Origin of the sequence: Micromonospora echinaurantiaca (assembly GCF_900090235.1) — a bacterium.
Taxonomy (GTDB): Bacteria; Actinomycetota; Actinomycetes; order Mycobacteriales; family Micromonosporaceae; genus Micromonospora; species Micromonospora echinaurantiaca.
Map to the genome: position 1 here is coordinate 1,014,220 of NZ_LT607750.1, position 15,867 is coordinate 1,030,086.

The 15,867-nt window shown below is 76.2% G+C and carries 12 protein-coding genes; 7 read left to right on the forward strand and 5 right to left on the reverse strand.

The window, feature by feature from the left end:
• Positions 1 to 7: 7 nt before the first annotated feature.
• Positions 8 to 5,617 (reverse strand): WG repeat-containing protein, encoded by a 5,610-nt coding sequence (locus GA0070609_RS34790; protein ID WP_269459274.1) that lies wholly within the window; start codon positions 5,615 to 5,617, stop codon positions 8 to 10.
• A 210-nt stretch (positions 5,618 to 5,827) separates the two neighbouring features.
• Between GA0070609_RS34790 and GA0070609_RS04765 the strand changes: the two genes are divergently transcribed.
• Genes GA0070609_RS04765 through GA0070609_RS04775 form a run of 3 tightly spaced genes read left to right on the forward strand, consistent with a single transcriptional unit; the run spans position 5,828 to position 8,518 of the window.
• Positions 5,828 to 6,679, forward strand: coding sequence for an ABC transporter permease (locus GA0070609_RS04765; protein ID WP_088992665.1), 852 nt, complete (start codon positions 5,828 to 5,830; stop codon positions 6,677 to 6,679).
• Positions 6,672 to 7,511 carry an ABC transporter permease gene (locus GA0070609_RS04770; RefSeq protein WP_231928536.1) on the forward strand — a complete coding sequence of 280 codons (840 nt, stop codon included), beginning with the start codon at positions 6,672 to 6,674 and terminating at the stop codon, positions 7,509 to 7,511. The genes GA0070609_RS04765 and GA0070609_RS04770 overlap by 8 nt, the downstream gene beginning before the upstream one ends.
• Entirely contained in the window at positions 7,508 to 8,518 is a 1,011-nt protein-coding gene (locus GA0070609_RS04775) for an ABC transporter ATP-binding protein (RefSeq protein ID WP_088992666.1), read from the forward strand. The genes GA0070609_RS04770 and GA0070609_RS04775 overlap by 4 nt, the downstream gene beginning before the upstream one ends.
• Here the strand turns inward: GA0070609_RS04775 and GA0070609_RS04780 are convergent.
• Positions 8,464 to 9,024 carry a helix-turn-helix domain-containing protein gene (locus GA0070609_RS04780; protein ID WP_088997499.1) on the reverse strand — a complete coding sequence of 187 codons (561 nt, stop codon included), beginning with the start codon at positions 9,022 to 9,024 and terminating at the stop codon, positions 8,464 to 8,466. The two genes, GA0070609_RS04775 and GA0070609_RS04780, sit on opposite strands and share 55 nt — an antisense overlap.
• Before the next feature lie 65 nt (positions 9,025 to 9,089).
• Between GA0070609_RS04780 and GA0070609_RS04785 the strand changes: the two genes are divergently transcribed.
• Together GA0070609_RS04785 and GA0070609_RS04790 are read left to right on the forward strand one after the other, a co-directional pair.
• Entirely contained in the window at positions 9,090 to 10,007 is a 918-nt protein-coding gene (locus tag GA0070609_RS04785; protein ID WP_231928537.1) for an AzlC family ABC transporter permease, read from the forward strand.
• The gene (locus tag GA0070609_RS04790; RefSeq protein ID WP_088992667.1) at positions 10,001 to 10,309 is read left to right on the forward strand and encodes an AzlD domain-containing protein; all 309 of its coding nucleotides are present in this window, start codon (positions 10,001 to 10,003) and stop codon (positions 10,307 to 10,309) included. Before GA0070609_RS04785 ends, GA0070609_RS04790 begins: the two co-directional genes overlap by 7 nt.
• A 270-nt stretch (positions 10,310 to 10,579) precedes the next feature.
• Here GA0070609_RS04790 and GA0070609_RS04795 read toward each other — a convergent pair whose 3' ends face one another.
• The 3 genes from GA0070609_RS04795 to nadA form a co-directional block, all read right to left on the reverse strand.
• Positions 10,580 to 11,179: a DUF3043 domain-containing protein gene (locus GA0070609_RS04795; protein ID WP_088992668.1), complete on the reverse strand. Its 600-nt coding sequence runs from the start codon at positions 11,177 to 11,179 to the stop codon at positions 10,580 to 10,582.
• Between the two features lie 73 nt (positions 11,180 to 11,252).
• Positions 11,253 to 12,608 carry a UDP-N-acetylglucosamine 1-carboxyvinyltransferase gene (gene murA / locus GA0070609_RS04800; protein ID WP_088992669.1) on the reverse strand — a complete coding sequence of 452 codons (1,356 nt, stop codon included), beginning with the start codon at positions 12,606 to 12,608 and terminating at the stop codon, positions 11,253 to 11,255.
• 205 nt (positions 12,609 to 12,813) lie between these two features.
• Positions 12,814 to 14,013: a quinolinate synthase NadA gene (gene nadA / locus GA0070609_RS04805; protein ID WP_088997501.1), complete on the reverse strand. Its 1,200-nt coding sequence runs from the start codon at positions 14,011 to 14,013 to the stop codon at positions 12,814 to 12,816.
• A 68-nt stretch (positions 14,014 to 14,081) separates the two neighbouring features.
• Here nadA and GA0070609_RS04810 point away from each other — a divergent pair, with 68 nt between their 5' ends.
• Both GA0070609_RS04810 and erpA read left to right on the forward strand, forming a co-directional pair.
• A complete protein-coding gene (locus GA0070609_RS04810) occupies positions 14,082 to 15,221 on the forward strand; it encodes a glycerate kinase family protein (protein WP_088997502.1) in 1,140 nt (379 codons plus the stop codon).
• 208 nt (positions 15,222 to 15,429) lie between these two features.
• Complete coding sequence (erpA, locus tag GA0070609_RS04815; RefSeq protein WP_088992670.1) at positions 15,430 to 15,798, forward strand: iron-sulfur cluster insertion protein ErpA; 369 nt, start codon at positions 15,430 to 15,432, stop codon at positions 15,796 to 15,798.
• The last annotated feature ends 69 nt before the right edge of the window (positions 15,799 to 15,867 follow it).

Here is a 15,867-nt window from a genome sequence, read left to right on the forward strand (position 1 = left end):
TGGCCGGTCAGATCACCGGGTTGGTGTCGGTGAGCAGCCGCTCGATCTCCGCGATCACCTCGTCGCGGTCCCGGTGCACCGGGTCGATGAGCAGCTCACCGCGCCGGTCCAGCGCGCCCCACCGACCGGCGGCGGTGACCACCAGGAACGCGACCGGGTGGATGACCAGCGCCGGGTGGGCCGGCGGCACGATCACCCGCCCGGTCCGGTCGACCACGCCGCGCCGGCCCGCCACGTCCACCACGGCCAGCCCCTCGTCGGTGAAGTCGTCGACCTGGCGGCCGTCGGAGAGCGTCGTGGCGAACCCGTGGTACCGGGTCGGCAGCACGATCTGGCCGGTCTTGTCCACCGCGCCCCAGCCCTCCCGGCGCACCGCGGCCACCCCGCGCCGGAACGGGCGTACGTCGGCGAAGCCGGGCGGGATCGCCACGTCGCCGTTGGGGCGGATGGCCAGCCAGCCGGCGCCCCGGTCGCGCAGCACCCAGGCCAGGCCGTCGGAGAAGGACCGCACGGCGAGGTACGAGGGTTCGATCACCGTCGTGCCGGTGAGCGCGATCAGCGACCAGCGGTCGGTTTCCGGCCGGCGTACCCAGGCGAGCCCCTCGCGGAACGGCTGCGCCTCCGCGTACCGGGCGGGGATCACCAGTTCGCCGTCCGGGTCGGCGTAGCCCCAGAGCGTGTCGTCCCGGGCGGGCACCGGGGGCCGCACGCGGTCCAGCAGGTCGTCGCGGGTGCGGGGGTACGGCCCGAAGCCCTGCTCCGCGGCCCGGTCGGCGACCGCGTCCAGCGCCGTCCGGATCCGGGCCAGCAGTTCGGCGTCGGTGGCGCCGCGCAGGTCCAGCGCCCGCTCGAAGTGCTGGCTCGCCTCCATCAACCGGCCCTGGTCGTACGCGGACCGCCCGGCGTGCTCGTGCAGGGCCGCGCGCAGCCGGTCGGGCAGTTCGGGCGAGTTCGCCTCGGCGAGGAGCCGGTCGGCTTCCGCGTGGTCACCCCGCCAGCGCAGTACGTGCGCCAGCCGCGCCTGGGCCAGCGCGATCCGCCGTAGCTCGCCGGTGGCCTCCGCGTAGGTCAGGGCGAGCCGGCCGTCGGCGAGCGCGTCGTCCAGCTCGCCGAGGGCCCGCGACACCACCGCGCGCAGGCTGAGCAGCCGGGCTCGGGACCGGTTGTCGACCGTGGTGGCCAGCTTCTCGGTCAGGCCCCGCCGGATGGTCCGCAGTTCGTCCGGGTCGTCCACCACCTCGCGCAGGGTGACCGGGTCGAGCCGCCACCGGTAGCTGGCGAGCGCCTGCTCCGGGTCACCCTGTGCCCCGGACGCCCGCTCCGCGGCCGGATCCGATACGTCGGGCCCCGACCCGGTTCCGACCGGCGTCGCCGACCCGGCCGCCGCCGGCGGCGCGGACACGGGCTCGGCTGGTGGGGCGGAGACGGGTGCGGCCGGCGGAGCCGAGACGGGCGCGTCCGGTGGCCCGGAGACGGGCGTGGCCAGCGGCGCGGACACGGGCTCGGCTGGTGGGGCGGAGGCGGGCGCGGCCGGTGGGCCGGAGACGGGCGTGGTCGGCGGCGAGGACACGACCGCCGCGGGCCGGGCCGGTTCGGCTGTCGCGGGCGGGGCGGAGGCCGGGGCTGCAGGCGCGCCGGACGTGGGCGCGGTGGCCGGTGCGGGCAGCGGCGCGTCGGCCGGGGCGGGGACGGCCGCCCCGTGCGGCGCGGGTGCGGGTCCGCCCGGCGGGGCCGAGACAGGTGCGGCCGGTGGGGCCGAAACGGGTGCGGCAGGCGGGCCGGAGTCCGGCGCGCCGGGCGGTGCGGGTGCGCCGTGCGGCGCGGGCACGGGTGCGGTCGGCGGGGTCGAGGCGGGTGCGGCTGGTGGGCCGGAGACCGGTGCGGCGGGTGGCGCGGACGCGGGTGCGGCTGGCGGGCCGGAGACCGGTGCGGCGGCCGGCGGGCCGGAGACCGGCGCGGCGGGTGGCGCGGACGCGGGTGCGGCCGGTGGGGTCGGGGTGGGTGCGCCCGGTGGGCCGGAGACCGGTGCGGCGGGTGGCGCGGACACGGAAGCGGCCGGCGGGCCGGACACGGGTGTGGTGGCCGAGGTGGACACCGGCGCGGCGGGCGGTGCGGAGACGGGCCGAGCCGGTGGCGCGGAGACCGGCGCGGCCGGCGGTCCGGCAAAGGATGCGGCGGCAGCCTGTGCGGGCGGGGCGGTCGTGGAAGTGCGGCCGTCGCCGGGCGGCGCGGACAGCGGCGCGCCGGGTGCGGAAGCTGCCGTGGCCGGCTCGGCCGACTGCCACGACGGGTACGACCCGGGGTGGGCCGAGGGGGCCGCAGTGGGTACCGCCAGTCCGGCCGAGTCGGGCCGCGCCGGCACTGCTGGCATGGCCGGAGCGGCCGGGACGGAGGCGGCGTCGGCAACCGTCGCCGGCGCCGCGTCGGCGGCCATCGGGTCCTGGCCGGTGGGGGCAGCCGGAGCGACCGGATCCGTACCCACCGGCGGCGCGGCCACCGGCGTGTCGGTGTGGGTGGCCGGCCCGGCCAGATCAGGTGCCGTCGGGACCCCGGCGAGCCGCTCGTCGTCGCCGGGCGCTGTTGCAACCTGGTCGGGGTGGACCGTCGGCGTCGTCGCGGATGCCGCCGTGCCGCCATCGGCGGGCGGTGCGGGCACGGGCGCGGTCGGGCTCGGCCCGGCCGGCCGCACGGCGGCCGGTACGCCGGCTGTCGACGCGCTCGCGTTCCGGCCCTCGACGGGAGGAGTGGGCGGCTCGGCTGTCGCCGTGCCGTCCGGTGCCGCCGGACTCGGTGCGGTCACACCGGCCGGCGGGGCCGGGGTAACCGTCCCGATCGGCGGCGTGCCGGCATCCGTCCCGACCGGCGCCGCGCCGGCAACCGCCTCCACGGGCGGCGCGGAGACCGGCGCCACGGTGTGTTCGGTGCGCGGCGGGAGAGCCGGCTCGGCCGGCTCGGCCGGCTGGCGGTCGGTGAAGGCGGCCGGTGCCGCCACCTCGTCCCCGGCCGGTGCCGCCATCTCGTCCGTGACCGGCTCGGGTGTCGGCGCGGTTGGTCCGGGGTCCGCCGCCGCGGATGGCGGGGCCGGGCGCTCTGTCGCGGTGGTGTCGGCCTTCGCCGCCGGCTTGGCAGGCCCGAACCAGGCGGCCGGTCCGCTCGGAGGGTTGCCGTCCGCCGGCTCCGGACGCAGGGCCGGCGCGGGCGGGTCGCTCGGCGGCGGCGGGACATAGACCTTCGGCCGGTCGGGGGTGATGGCGAGCGGCGGAGGCACCGGCTGCTCGATCCCGGTCGGGGTGGTGCCGCCGCCCGGCACGGGACGGTCGACGGGCGTCGCGCCGCTCCGGTCGGTCGGGACCGCCGCCGATGCCGGTGGGGCGCTCGCTGGCGCGTCCGGGGCCGCCCGGTACTCCATCGGCAGCCGGGCGGCCGGCGGCCCGGAGACGGGGCGGTCGCCGGGTGTGGACGGAGAGCGCCCGGCCGGTGGCCGGTGCTCGGCGGCGGCTGCCTCGGACCGGCCGCTGCCCGGCGTTGCCGACCCCGGGCCCCACTGCGGCGGTGCGGCCGTACGTTCGGCGCCGCCGGCGGCCGCCGGGTCGAACGCGGGCGGTGTGCCGACCGGGCGGTCCCCACGGCCGGGCTGCGGCGCGGCCGGGTACGGCGGTGGCACCGGGCGGCCGGATTCCGGTGGCGGGGTCGAGCCACGTCCGGCGGCCGGCGCCGGCGACACGGGCCGATCGGCAGGCGGCGCGCCGAACGCCGGAGGCGGGACGACCGGACGCGGCCCGGCGGCCGGTCGCCCGGCGAAGGGCGGCGGCGGGACGGGCCGGTCGCCGGGTGGAGCGGGGGAGACGGGCCGGTCGGCGTAGGGCGGACGGGGGTCGGGTCCGGCGTGTCCGGGTCGGGTCCGGTCCGGTGCGGCCGGGGAGACGGGCCGGTCGCCGGGCGACGCGGGGGAGACGGGGCGGTCGGTGTAGGGCGGGCGGCGGTCGGGGCCGGCGTGCTCGGGTCGGGTCCGGTCCGGCGGGGCCGGGGAGACGGGCCGGTCGCCGGGCGACGCGGGGGAGACGGGGCGGTCGGTGTAGGGCGGGCGGCGGTCGGGGCCGGCGTGCTCGGGTCGGGTCCGGTCCGGCGGGGCCGGCGAGACGGGCCGGTCGCCGGGCGACGCGGGGGAGACGGGGCGGTCGGTGTAGGGCGGGCGGCGGTCGGGGCCGGCGTGCTCGGGTCGGGTCCGGTCCGGCGCGGCCGGCGAGACGGGCCGGTCGCCGGGCGACGCGGGAGAGACCGGGCGGTCGGTGTGCGGCGCGCGGGGGTCGGGTCGGCCCCGGGTGGGCAGGTCGCGGTCCGCCGGGGCGGAGGGTCCGGGACGGCCGGCGGCCGGCAGGTCGCGGGTGGGCACGCCGGCGGCGGGCAGGCGCCGCTCCTCGACCGGCGGCGCGGCGTCGTACCGGTCACCGCGGGACGGGCCGGCCGGTTCCGCCGGCCGGCGGTGCTCGGGCCGCGGGTCGGGGTGGTGGCCGAGGCTCCGGTCGTACCCGGGGCGCACCGGTCCGGGAGCAGGCCAGGGCAGGCCGCCCTCCGGGCGCGACGGCGGGTGGCCCGGTGGCTCGCGGTGGAACTCCGGCCGGACCTCTTCCCGGGGGCGCCGGTCCGGGTACGGCTCGGCCCGGGCGGCCGCCTCGCGCGACCGCCGGTGCTCGTCCGGCTCCGGCCGGCGGCGCTCGGCGTCGTCGTACGGCCGCTCGGCGGCGCCCCGGTCCGGGCGCTCCCAGCGGCCGGCCTGCGCGGCGCGGTCCACCGGTCCGCGGTCGCGGCGCTCGGCCGCGAACCGCTCGCGCTGCTCGGCCGCGAACCGCTCGTGCTCGGCGGGGAACCGGTCGGGGCGCTCGGCGGGGTACCGCTCGTGGTGGTCGGCGGGCCGGCGTTCACCGCTGAACCGGTCACGCTGCTCGGCCGGCGGCCGCTCGCGCTGGTCGCCGGCGCGGTCCCACTGGTAGCGGGGCCGGCGGGTGCCCTCGGCCGGTCGCTGCTCGTAGCCGTTGGACGACCGGTCGTGCGCGGCCGGCCGGCGCGGCGGCAGGTCCTCGTCCGGCTCGGCGAGCCAGCCGGGTTCCGGCTGGCTCGCCGGGGAGACGGGCGCGACGCCGGAGCGTCCCCGGCCGGGCGGCTCCTGCCGGGGCGCGCGGTCGTCGTACCGGTCGTGGTCGCGGGGTGCGGCGCGACCGCCGTCGACGCCGTACGGGGCACGCGCGTGCTCGTCCCGTCGGTTCGGGGCCGGCCGCTGCCGGTCGTCGGGCCACCCGGGCTCGCCCCGTCCCGGGCGGTACGGGTCGTCGTCGTGCCGCCGGCCGTCGCGCCCCCGGTGCCGGTCCCAGCCGTCCGGTTCGTCCTTCCAGGCCCGGCCCAGGTACGTCCCGTCGGGGCGGGTCGGCGCGAGCGGCGGCACCTCGGCGCGGCCGACCACGGCCGCCCGACCGCGGGGCGCCGGCGGCGGGGTGTGCTGGATGCCGATGTCGCCCGGGTAGCGCTGGCCGGGGAACTGGGGGTGCCACTCCGTGGTCGGCTCCACGACCCAGGACGGTTCCGCCGGGTCGTGCCACCGGTCCGCGTAGCCGCGGCTCATCCGGGTGGCCTGTCGCCGGTGCGGGCACGCGCGGTCATGCCGGGGTCACCGCCGGTCGTCCGCTCGCTCACGGCCGCGTCCCGGTGGCCGGCTCGCGTCCGCTCGCTCACGGCGATGTCACCTCGTTGGAAATTGTCGCGCTGGGCACCCCGTCGGCCGGTAAAGTCGCCCCTTCCGGCACGGCGTGGCTGCGGAAAGGAGGGTAGCGGCGTGGGCTCGCTCACCGCCACTGTGGCACCGCCTGCCGGCTCAAACGTTATCCTATGGTTTCGGACATTCAGGGCAATAGCCGGATCGGGCTTCCGACGATACTCCACCTACCGCCAGGCGGCGGTGGCCGGCGTCGTCACCAACTGCGTCTTCGGCTTCCTCCGCTGTTATGTCCTGCTCGCCGCGGTCGGCGCGGCCGGCACGGTGGCCGGGTACGACCGGGCCCAGCTCGCCACCTTCGTCTGGATGGGGCAGGGTCTGCTCGCCGTCATCCTCCTCTGGGGATGGACCGACCTGGCCGACCGAATCCGCACCGGCGAGGTCGCCGCCGACCTGCTCCGCCCGGTGCACCCGGTGACCAGTTACCTCGCCGCCGACCTGGGCCGGGCCGGCTACGCCGCGCTGGCCCGGCTGCTACCGCCGGTGCTGGTCGGCCCGCTCTTCTTCCCGGTGCACGTGCCGCAGCGGTGGGCCACCTGGCCGCTGTTCGTGCTCTCCGCGCTCGTCGCCGTGCTGCTCTGCTTCGGCTGCCGCTACCTGGTCAACGCGACCGCGTACTGGCTGCACGACGTGCGCGGCCCGGTGATCCTCTGGACGCTCGTCTCGGGCGTGCTCACCGGGCTCTACTTCCCGCTGCGCTTCCTGCCGGAGTGGCTCCAGCTGCTGCTCTGGCTCGGCACCCCGTTTCCGAGCCTGCTGCAGACCCCGCTGGACGTGCTGGTCGAGCGGGATCCGACCGGCACCCAGCTCGCCCTGGTCGCCGTGCAGCTGGGCTGGACGGTGCTGGTCCTGGCCACCTGCCGGCTGGTGCAGCGGCGGGCCGAACGGCGACTGGTCGTGCAGGGTGGCTGACCGCGCCGGCCCGACCGGGTCGGCGCGCACCGGTGGTGCGCTGGCCGCGTATCGGGCACTGCTCGGGGCGCAGGCGCGGTCGCAGACCGCGTACCGGACGTCGTTCGTAATGGACCTGGTGAGCAACGTCGGGTCCACCGTCTTCGACGTGGTCACCGTGCTGGTCGTCTTCGGCGTGACCCGGGAGCTGGGCGGCTTCACGCTGCGCGAGACGATGGTCATCGTCGGCATCTCCACCAGCGCGTTCGCCCTCGCGGACCTGCTGGTCGGCAACATCGAGCGGCTGCCCCGCTACGTGCGTACCGGGCTCTTCGACGCCGTGCTGCTCCGCCCGCTGGGTACGCTGCCGCAACTGCTGCTGATGGACCTGCCGCTGCGCAAGGTGTCCCGGGCGGTCTTCGGGCTCGCCGTGCTGGTCGTGGCGGTCGGCTCCGCCGGGATCCAGTGGACCCCGGCCCGGGTGCTGCTGGTGGTCCTCGCCCCGCTGGCCGCGGTGGTCTTCTTCGGCGCGGTCTTCGTGGCCACCGCGACCGTCTCTTTCTTCTGGGTCGACTCGGGTGAGCTGGCCAACTCGGTCACCTACGGTGGGCGGGACTTCACCACCTACCCGATCACCGTCTACGACGGGTGGTTCCGGGCGCTCTTCGCGTACGGCCTGGGTTTCGCCTTCGTCGGCTACCACCCGGCACTGGCCCTGCTGGGCCGGGCCGACCCGCTCGGCCTGCCGCCCTGGGTCGGCTGGGCCGCGCCGGGCGTCGCGCTGCTCGCCGCCGCGATCGCCGCCGCCGCCTGGCGCTTCGGCGTCCGCCACTACCGGAGTACGGGGTCATGAGCGTCATCGAGACGAAGGCACTGCGCAAGGAGTTCACCGTCCGGGTCAGGGCCGGGCGGCTGCGCCGCGAGAAGCGGCTGGTCACCGCGGTCGACGGGATCGACCTGCGGATCGAGCGCGGAGAACTGCTCGGCTACATCGGACCGAACGGGGCCGGCAAGTCCACCACGCTCAAGATGCTCACCGGGGTGCTGACGCCCTCGGCCGGCGAGGTACGCGTCTGCGGGCTGCGCCCGGTCGCCCAGCGCACCCGGCTCGCGCTGCGCGTCGGCGTGGTCTTCGGCCAGCGTTCCCAGCTGTGGTGGGACCTGCCGCTGCGGGACTCCTTCGACCTGCTCCGGCACATCTACCGGGTGCCGCCCGGCGCGCACGCCGCCCGGCTGCGCCGCTGCCGGCAACTGCTCGACCTGGACGCGTTCCTGGACGTCCCGGTCCGCCAGCTCTCCCTCGGCCAGCGGATGCGCGGCGAGCTGGCCGCCGCCCTGCTGCACGGCCCCGAGGTGCTCTTCCTCGACGAACCCACCATCGGCCTGGACGTGGTCAGCCGGCAGGCGGTGCGTGGCTTCCTGGCCGAGCTGGGCCGGACCGGCGACACCACGCTGGTGCTGACCACCCACGACCTGGCCGACATCGAACGGCTCTGCCGGCGGCTGGTGGTGATCGACCACGGCCGGGTGGTGCACGACGGGTCGATCTCCGCGCTGCACGAGCGGTACGGCTCCCGCCGGCTGGTGGTGGCCGACCTCGATGCCCCCGTGCCCGAACCGCCGGTGCTGTCCGGCGCGTCGCTGCATCGGGTGGAGAACGACGGGCACCGGCTGGTGTTCGCGCTGGAGTCGGCGCGGGTGGCCGAGGTGGTGGCCGGGCTCGCCGGGCTGGGCGCGCTGCGCGACGTCTCGGTGGTGGAGCCGGACATCGAGGACGTGGTGGCCCGGCTCTACCGCCGGGAGCGTCAGGGGTGCTCCATCACCAGCACGGCGAAGGTGCCGGGGGCCAGCGCCTCGTAGCGGTGCGGGGCGTCGCCGGGGAAGGTGGCGTAGTCGCCGGGGCCCAGCTCCACCGGGTCGGCCTCCGGGCCGACCCGCATCCGCCCGGCGCCGACCACCACGTGTTCGATGCTGCGCGGGGTGTGCGCCTCGGCCTTGCGGACCGCGCCGGGCTCCAGTTCGAGGAGATAGACGTCACGCCGGGCGTGCGTCGACCCGGCGCTGAGCAGCGTCCCGGCGAAGTCCGCGTGCTCGGAGCGGATCCGGGGGCCCTCGCCGGCCCGGACCACCCGGACGGTCGGGCTCGGCGGCTCGACCAGCCGGCTGAACGGCACGTCCAGCGCCACGCCGAGCGCCCAGAGGGTTTCCACGCTCGGGTTTCCGACGCCCGACTCCAGCTGGGAGAGGGTGGACTTGGCGATCCCGGCCCGCCGGGCCAGTTCGGTCAGCGAGACGCCGACCCGCTCGCGCTCGCGGCGGATGGCGGCGGCGATGGTGGCCAGCGGGGGTGCCGGTACGGCGGGCATGTTCGCTCCGTCGGTCTGTTTGTTCGGTTTGACGACCACGCTTATTCCGTTCATCATGGTGGACCATGCGTACGGTACAACGAACAGCCGACGGCGGGGTACTCCGCGACGTCGCCGCCGTCGGGGCGGCGATGGTGGCGGTGGGCGCCTCGTTCGGCGCGGTGGCGGTGGCCGCCGGGCTGCCCGGCTGGGCCACCGTCGCGATGTCCGTGCTGGTGTTCGCCGGCGGGGCGCAGTTCATGGCGGTCGGGCTGGTGGCGGCGGGCAACCCGCTGGCCGCCGTGCTGGCCGGGCTGCTGCTCAACGCCCGGCACCTGCCGTTCGGCCTGACCCTCGGCGACAGCCTCGGCGCCCGGCTGTGGCAGCGGCTGCTCGGCAGCCACCTGATGACCGACGAGGCCACCGCGTTCGCCCTGGCCCAGCCCGCCGGCCCGGCCCGGCACCGGTCGTTCTGGCTGGCCGCGGTGCTGTTCTTCGTCACCTGGAACGTCGGCACCGTGCTCGGTGTGCTGGCCGGTGGAGTGGCCGGCGACCCGGCCGCGCTGGGGCTGGACGCCGCCTTCCCGGCCGGCCTGATCGCGCTGCTGCTGCCCAGCCTGCGCGACCGGGAGACCCGCCGGATGGCGCTGGCCGGTGCGGTGCTGGCCGTGCTCACCACCCCGCTGCTGCCGGCCGGCCTGCCGGTGCTGCTCGCGCTGGCCGGCCCGGCCGTGCTGGCCGTACGGGCCGTCCGCGCCGGGGCCGGCACCGGCGACCGGGAACCCGGGGCGACGCCCGCCCCGACCCGGGACACCCGCCGGGCCGGTCGGGGTGGATCCGGAACCGGCGGACGGGAGACCGGGGGCACCTCCAGCCCGGCACCCGTCGCCGGTTCCGTTACCGGCGTCCGGGAGGTCGGGGTGACGCCCGCCCCGATCCCGGACGCCGGGCGCGGGGTCGGGACCCCCGACCCGGTCCGCCGGACGGGAGGGGGGTCGTGCTGATCGCGGTGATCCTGGCGCTGGCCGCCGGCACGTACGGCTTCCGGGTCGCCGGGGTGCTGCTGCGCGACCGGCTCGACCTGCCGGAGTGGTCCCGCCGGCTGCTACCGGTCGGCGCCGCCGCCCTGCTGGCCGCGCTCGCGGCCACCGCCGCGCTGACCGAGGCCGGCGCGTTCGCCGGCTGGGCCCGGCCGGCGGGGGTGCTGGTCGGTGTCCTGCTGGCCTGGCGGCGGGCGCCGTTCGTGCTGGTCGTGGTCGCCGCCGCCGCGACGACCGCCCTGCTCCGCCTGCTCGGCGTGCCGTAGCGGTTCTCCCGCCGGCACCCACCGCCCCGCCCCCTGACCGTGCACGGACCGGGTGCAGCTGTTGTCGCCCCAGTGACAACAGCTGCACCCAGACCGTCGGCCGGCGGTGGCCGCGAACGGTCGACCGCGCTGCGGGTTGGCCGTGTCGTGCCGGTGCCGGCCATGCCGTGCCGTGCCGGGAGCCGGTGGCCCGTGCCGTGCGCCCAGAGCGGGTGGCTGGAACGGGAACGGCCCCTCGCCGCGGTGCGGGAGGGGCCGGTTCCGTCGTCGTCAGACCGGGTCGCCGAGGTTGACCCGGGGCTCCGGGGCGCGCATCCGGCGGAACGTGATCGAGCGCATGATCGCGTACAGGTAGAGCGAGCCCATCCGCTGCCCGGTGTTCGGGAAGCGCTCGCGGACCAGCTTCCTGATCTTGCGGCAGATGAGGAACGAATCGATCACCACGCCGAGGGCGAGCGCGCCCCAGAGGATGTTCGACACCAGCCGGACCACCGGCGGCATCGCCGCGTTCGAGCCGATCAGCACGATCAGCGCGCCGCCGAAGAACCAGGTGCCGACCGTACGCCGGGAGTCGACCACGTTGCGGGCCAGCTGCCGTTCGGGGCCGCGGTCACGCGGGCCGCCCTCGCGGCGGAACTCGGCCGCCGCCTCGGCCCGCAGCTTGCGCCGGTGCTCCCGCTGCTCTTCCTTGGTCATCGGCTTGGCGGCCCCGGCCGGACGCCGGCCGGCGGCCGGCCGCTTCGGCGTCTCGCGTCCCTTCGCGGGGGTGTAGCCCCGGGGACGCGTGGCGGTGTCCTCGTCCTCGGGGGTCACCTGAGTGACCGCCTCGTCGACGAGGTCGGTGGACTTGCGGCGAAACAGCGACGGCACGCGGAAAGGGTAGCCAACCGACGGCGCCCGGTGCACATCGCGGTGCACCGGGCGCGGTCGTCAGTGAGGGAGGTTACGGACGCTCGACGTGCGCGCCCAGGTCGGCCAGCTTCGCCTCGAAGTCCTCGTAGCCCCGGTTGATCAGGTCGACGCCGTACACCCGGGAGGTGCCCTCGGCGGCCAGCGCCGCGATCAGGTGGCTGAACCCGGCCCGCAGGTCGGGGATGACCAGGTCGGCGGCGTGCAGCTTGCTCGGCCCGGCGATCACCGCGGAGTGCTTGAAGTTGCGCCGGCCGAAGCGGCACGGGGTGCCGCCCAGGCAGTCCCGGTAGACCTGGATGTTGGCGCCCATCGAGTTCAGCGCCTCGGTGTAGCCGAGCCGCTGCTCGTAGACCGTCTCGTGGACGATGGACAGCCCGCGCGCCTGGGTCAGCGCCACCACCAGCGGCTGCTGCCAGTCGGTCATGAAACCGGGGTGGACGTCGGTCTCCAGGGCGACCGACTTCAGCTCGCCGCCCGGGTGCCAGAACCGGATGCCGCCCTCCTGGCCGGGGTCGCCCAGCCGCGGCGGCCGGCTGTCGGTCACCTCGTACTCGCCGCCGACCGACCGGAAGATGTTCAGGAAGGTCATCATGTCGGCCTGCTGCGCGCCGAGCACCTCCACGTGCCCGCGGGTGGCCAGCGCGGCCGCGGCCCAGCTGGCCGCCTCGATCCGGTCCGGGATCGGCCGGTGGGTGTAGCCGTGCAGCTTCGGCACGCCCTGGATCTCGATCACCCGGTCGGTGTGCACCTTGATGATCGCGCCCATCTTCTGCAGGACGCAGATCAGGTCGATGATCTCCGGCTCCACCGCGGCGTTGCGCAGCTCGGTGACGCCCTCGGCCATCACGGCGGTCAGCAGCACCTGCTCGGTGGCGCCGACGCTGGGGTAGGGCAGCGCGAACTTCGTGCCGTGCAGTCCGTTCGGCGCGGACAGGTGCAGCCCCTCGGGGGTCTTGTCGACAGTGGCGCCGAACTCGCGCAGCGCCTGGAGGTGGAAGTCGATCGGCCGCGGGCCGATGTGGCAGCCGCCCAGGTCGGGGATGAAGGCGTGGCCGAGCCGGTGCAGCAGCGGCCCGCAGAACAGGATCGGGATCCGGCTGGAGCCGGCGTGCACGTTGATCTGGTCGGTGCTGGCGCTCTCCACGTTCGCCGGGTCGAAGACCAGCTCGCCGTCCTCGTCGCCGTCGGTCACCTTGACCCCGTGCAGGCCGAGCAGGCCGCGGACGACCTCGACGTCACGGATCTTCGGCACGTCGAACAGGCGGCTCGGACTGTCGCCCAGCAGCGCGGCGACCATCGCCTTGGAAACCAGGTTCTTCGCGCCGCGCACGCGGATCCGCCCTTCCAGCGGAGTGCCTCCGTGTACGACCAGGACGTCGTCGGTCAACGCAACCTCCAGCGGTCGGTGCTGTAGATGGTGGGGCTCACGATGTCATCGCTACCCGGAACGCGGACGGGTCGAAACGGGCCGCGTGCGTCGTCGCCCCGGCAGCATAGCCCTCAGTGATGAAAATGGACCCGGTCACTTCGCCCCTGGGGGCATTTTTCGGTGATCCGACCCAATTCCGTAAAAGGGTGAATACCGAGAGTGGTCAACGGGTGGCGGGCGGCGCGGTGTCCGCACCGGGCAGGGCGAGCATCTGGTCCAGCGCCACCCGGGCGTGGTGCGCGGTGTCCGGATCGACGGTGATCTGGTTGACCACCCGACCGGCGACCAGCTCCTCCAGCGCCCAGACCAGGTGCGGCAGGTCGATCCGGTTCATCGTCGAGCAGTAGCAGACCGCCCGGTCGAGGAACATGATCTGCTTGTCCGGGTGGGCCAGCGCCAGCCGGCGGACCAGGTTCAGCTCGGTGCCGACCGCCCACGCCGAGCCGGCCGGGGCCGCCTCGATGGTCTTGATGATGTACTCCGTCGAGCCGACGTGGTCGGCCGCGGTGACCACCTCGTGCCGGCACTCCGGGTGGACCAGCACGTTGACCCCGGGCACCCGCTCCCGGACGTCGTTGACGCTGTCCAGGGTGAACCGGCCGTGCACTGAGCAGTGCCCCCGCCACAGGATCATCTTCGCGTTCCGCAGCTGCTCCGGGGTGAGCCCGCCGTTCGGCTTGTGCGGGTCGTAGAGCACGCAGTCGTCCAGCGAGAAGCCCATCTCCAGCACGGCCGTGTTGCGGCCCAGGTGCTGGTCGGGCAGGAAGAGCACCTTCGAGCCCTGCTGGAAGGCCCAGTCCAGGGCCCGCTTGGCGTTGGACGAGGTGCAGACCACGCCGCCGTTACGGCCGACGAAGCCCTTGATGTCCGCCGAGGAGTTCATGTACGTGACCGGCACGGTCTGCTCCGCGATGCCCAGTTCGGTGAGCACGTCCCAGGCCGTCTCGACCTGCGACAGCACCGCCATGTCGGCCATCGAGCAGCCGGCGGCCAGGTCAGGCAGGACCACCTTCTGCGCGTCCGAGGTGAGGATGTCGGCGCTCTCGGCCATGAAGTGCACGCCGCAGAAGACGATGTACTCAGCTTCGGGGCGGGCGGCCGCCTCGCGGGCCAGCTTGAACGAGTCGCCGGTCACGTCGGCGAACTGGATCACCTCGTCGCGCTGGTAGTGGTGGCCCAGCACGAACACCTTGCTGCCCAGCTTCGCCTTCGCCGCCGCCGCCCGGGCCACCAGGTCCGGGTCGCTGGGCGCCGGCAGGTCGCCCGGACACTCGACGCCACGCTCGGTGGCGGGGTCGCTGCCCCGGCCGAGCAGCAGCAGCGCCGTGGCGGTGTTGGAGGGTTCTACCCAGGTCGAAGTCACGTACCCCATGGTCCCACAGCGTGGCCTCGGCGCGGCCTCCGCCGGTGTGGGCTGCCACACTGCTCGGCATGCGCGTGCTGCTCTGTCCGGACAAGTTCGCCGGCACGCTGCCGGCCCCCGAGGTCGCCGCCGCGGTGGCCGCCGGCTGGCGCGAGGTGGCCGCGGCCGACGAGCTGCTGATCAGGCCGCTGGCCGACGGCGGTCCCGGCTTCCTCGACGTGCTCGCCGACGCCCTGGACGGGCGGCGGGTGCCGGTGTCGACCGTCGACCCGCTGGGCCGCCCGGCGGCCGGTGAGATCCTGCTCACCGACGGCGGGTCGACCGCCTGGCTGGAGAGCGCCCAGGCGTGCGGCCTGCACCTGCTCACCGCCGACGAGCGGGACCCGAAGGCCACCACCTCGTACGGGCTGGGGCTGCTGGTGGCCGCCGCGGTGGAGGCCGGCGCGCAGACGGTGATCATCGGGCTGGGCGGTTCCGGCACCAACGACGCCGGCGCCGGGATGCTCACCGCGCTCGGCGTCACTCCGCTGGACGAGGCCGGGCTGGCCCTGCCGTACGGGGGCGCCGCGCTGGCCGCCGTGGCCACCCTCGACGGCGCGCCCCGGCTGCGCGGCGCCCGGCTGGTCGCCGCCACCGACGTGGACAACCCGCTGCTCGGGCTGCACGGCGCCAGCAACGTGTTCGGCCCGCAGAAGGGCGCCGACCGGGCCGACGTGCTGCTGCTCGACACCGCGCTGGAGCGCTTCGCCGCCGTGCTGGAGCGGGACCTGCCCGGCTGCCCGCCGCAGCTCGGCGCGCTGCCCGGCGGCGGGGCGGCCGGCGGCCTCGGCGCGGCGATCCTCGCCCTGGGTGGCCGGTGCGAATCGGGCATCGGCCTGGTCACCCGGGCCACCGGCCTGGACGTCGCGCTGGACGGGGTCGACCTGGTGATCACCGGGGAGGGCTCGTTCGACCACCAGTCGCTGCGCGGCAAGGTGGTCGCCGGGGTGGCCGGCGCGGCCCGGGACCGCGGCCTGCCCTGCGTGGTGCTCGCCGGCCAGGTCAGCACCGGCCGCCGGGAGGCCGCCGCGGCCGGGGTGACCGACGCGTACAGCCTGGTGGAGCACTTCGGCGGCGAGGAACGCGGCGGCCTGGCCGCCGCGCTGAGCCGGCCCGCCGAGGGGCTGCGCGAACTCGGCGCCCGGCTGGCCCGGCAGTGGAGCCGCTGACCGGGCGCGACCGGAGCCCGACCGGGGGCCACCGGAGCCGGTGACCGGGGTGTGACCGGCGCCGCGCGGGGAAGCCCCGAGGTCACACCGCCGGGTGACCCGGCCTGCGGCGGCCTACAATCAGAAACTGGACCACAGTGGGAATCGCTGACCGGCGGGTGACGTTGGTCGGGACGACCACACCGAACGCGCGCAGGGAGAATTCCACGTGACCACGCCAGCGCAGACCGAGTCGACCGAGGCCAAGGCCCCTACTTCCGTCGTCCTCACCGACGTCGCGGCGCAGAAGGTCAAGGCCCTGATCGAGCAGGAGGGCCGCGACGACCTGCGGCTCCGGGTCGCGGTGCAGCCGGGCGGCTGCTCCGGCCTGCGGTACCAGCTCTTCTTCGACGAGCGCTCCCTCGACGGTGACATCGTCACCGACTACGACGGTGTCGAGGTCGTCGTCGACCGGATGAGCGCCCCCTACCTGGCCGGCGCCACCATCGACTTCGCCGACCGGATCGACGCCCAGGGCTTCACCATCGACAACCCCAACGCGGGCAGCTCCTGCGCCTGCGGCGACTCGTTCAGCTGAGTCGACTCCGAGCACCGACGGCGGGGCCGTCCCGGAAGGGGCGGCCCCGCCGCCGTCTGCGGGGCGGTC